The 3002-nt window shown below is 33.2% G+C and carries 2 protein-coding genes; both read left to right on the forward strand.

Annotated elements, in window-relative coordinates:
* The coding region (locus BD31_RS05815) for a CFI-box-CTERM domain-containing protein (protein WP_008299833.1) at positions 1-600 on the forward strand (600 nt) is incomplete at its 5' end.
* An 82-nt stretch (positions 601-682) separates the two neighbouring features.
* Positions 683-3002 (forward strand): fibronectin type III domain-containing protein (locus BD31_RS05820; protein WP_008299835.1); only part of this gene is annotated, 2320 nt, incomplete at its 3' end.

Consider the following 3002-nt stretch of genomic DNA (forward strand, 5'->3'; position numbering starts at 1 on the left):
GAATTAGCTCCATTTGTAGACCCAAATCTAGATCCACAATACTATATTGATAGATACAATAAAGAGATCACATACAAAGAATGGTTTGACAAGACATATCCGGACATTACAATTTATGATGCAGTCGGGGTTGAAGAACCAGTAATTGAAGAACCAGAATTTGGAGAATGTGGTGAAGGAACAGATCTTGTAGATGGAATGTGTGTTATCATAGACAATCCAGATGAAGGAGGAGGTTGTCTCATTGCAACTGCAACATATGGTTCTGAGATGGCTCCGCAAGTACAACTTCTCAGAGAAATTAGAGATAATCAACTAATGAATACGGAATCTGGCATTTCATTTATGACTGGTTTTAACCAATTTTACTATTCATTCTCACCACACATAGCAGATATGGAGAGAGAAAGTCCACTATTCAAAGAAATTGTGAAGATTGGAATCACTCCATTGCTATCATCATTGTCCATAATGTCTCATGCAGAATCAAATTCTGAAGTTGTAGGATATGGTATTGGTGTGATTTTGATGAATATAGGAATGTATGTAGCAGCACCAATGATTGTGATTTTGAAGGCAAGAAAATACATCAAAATTTAGAAAAAATTTTCAGTTATTGTTAATCTCAATTGATCAAATAGGTAGTGAAATTTATTATCTAATTTATTAGATTTATGATAAAATGAATAGTCAGACATTGATTAAAAAAACAATTTTTAGTTTATTATTTGTACTTTGTATTGTATCACTTCAGACCGTATATGCAGAACCAGAGTTTGCTTTCAAATATGGAACTACTGGAACTGGTAACAGTAATCTCAACAATCCTACAGATGTAATTGTAGATAAAAATGGAAAAAATATCTATGTTGTAGATAACAATAATGATAGAATTCTAGTATTAGAAAATGATGGAGATTATGATTTCAAATATGGGACGTTTTGTGATATAGCAGAAATTCAAAATTGTAATGATAATGCAGATGGTGCAAATGTTGATGGTGATGGTCAATTTAACAATCCAATCAGCATTGCAAGGGATGCATTAGGGAAATTTTTTGTTGTAGATTCAGATAACTTTAGAGTTCAAATATTTGATGATGATGGTGAATTTCAATCAAAATTTGGATCATCAAACAGTGCCATTGATGAATATCTAGGTTCAGCCAAAGGAATCACAATCCAAGAATCATCAAATAACATTTTAGTTTCCAATACTGAATCAGATTTAATATCAGTATTTGATTCTACAGGAGATTTTTTGTTTGAATTTGATTCATTTGATGGGAATGATGATTTTTCAAACCCATCAAACATGATAATTGACAATTCAAATGAGATGTTATTTGTTTCAGATAGCGGGAACGATAGAATTGTCATCTTTGAATTAGTTACAGGTACAACCTGCCCTAGTGGAACAGTCAAATCAGTTAGCGGGGTTTGTTATGTAAAAGAATTTGGATCTACAGGAGCCGATGAAGGTGAATTTAATGATCCCACAGGGCTAGCATATGATTCTACTAATGATTTGTTATTTGTTGCTGATTCTGATAACGATAGAATTCAAATTTTTAAGATAATTGATGGTACAACTTGCCCTAGCGGTACTGAAGAAATTGTTGATGGGGTTTGTTATGTCGAGGAGATTGGGTCTACAGGTTCAGGAAATGGCCAGTTCAACACCCCAGTAGGAATTGCATATGATTCTACTAATGATTTGTTATTTGTTGCTGATTCTGATAACGATAGAATTCAGGCGTTTGAACTAAATTCTGAGCCAGCAGTACTCATTCCAAGCAAGCCTGAAAATCTAAAGGCATCACCAATTTCTCCAACTTCAATAATTATTTCGTGGGATAAGCCTGTAATGGCAGAAAGCATTCCATCAATTTCTGGTTATAAAATTGAATACAAAGTTGGATCAGGAGATTATACTGTACTTACTGAAAATACTGCAAGTACTTCATCATCATTTATCCACCAAGGACTTGATTCATCTGAGACTTATTTTTATCGAGTTTATTCAATTAATTCAGAAGGAACAAGTACTTCATCATCAAGCGTGTCAATAAAACCACAACATACAACAACACCTACGGCTTTAACTGCGACAGCAATTTCGCCAAATCAAATAAAGCTTAAATGGTTACCACCATCAGAAACTTTTGGACAGTCAATTAGTGGGTATGAAGTCAAACGGGAAGTGATTCCAGGAGTGTATGATACTGTAGGTAATACAGACAGTAAAACCACATCATTCATTGTTTCAGGTTTAACAACAGACAAGACATATTCATATGCAATTAGTGCAGTTATTGGATTTGGAACTACAGGTGAATCAATTTCAGCATCAGCTACTCCAAAAGAAGACTCAACTGATACATCAGAAGAGCCAATAACATCAAGTTCTGTTCAAATAACAGTTTCTACACCACCAATAAAATTAACTGCATCAGCTGTTTCATCAACTCAAATTAATTTAGCATGGAGTTCTCCAGTAGAAGATGGAAATTCTCCCATTACAGGTTATAAAATTGAAGTAAAAAAAGATGATAATGCATTCACAGAATTAGTTTCAGATTCAAAAAGTACAACAAAAACATATTCACATACTAATCTTATAAAAGATTCAAAGTATACTTACAGAGTTTCAGCAATAAACTCAGCAGGAGTTAGTGAACCATCAAATGAATTTTCTGCTATTCCAAGATCAAATAACGTACAGATTAGCCCAATTGGTAAATTAACAATTGATGAGGGAAAATTATTATCATTTACAGTTAAGCTTATAGATAATTCAGTAAAAGATGCAGTTTTTACTTTGGAAAATAATCCACCAGCAGGTGCTAAAATTATATCAAATACCGGCATGTTTTCATGGACGCCATCTAGTTCAGATGGTGGAAAAACATACACATTTGATATTACTGCAAAAAAAGATGGAATTTCTGATAAACAAACAATTACAATTACGGTAAATGATTCACTAATTTCACAACCAA

Source organism: Candidatus Nitrosopumilus salarius BD31 (assembly GCF_000242875.2).
Lineage (GTDB): Archaea > Thermoproteota > Nitrososphaeria > Nitrososphaerales > Nitrosopumilaceae > Nitrosopumilus > Nitrosopumilus salarius.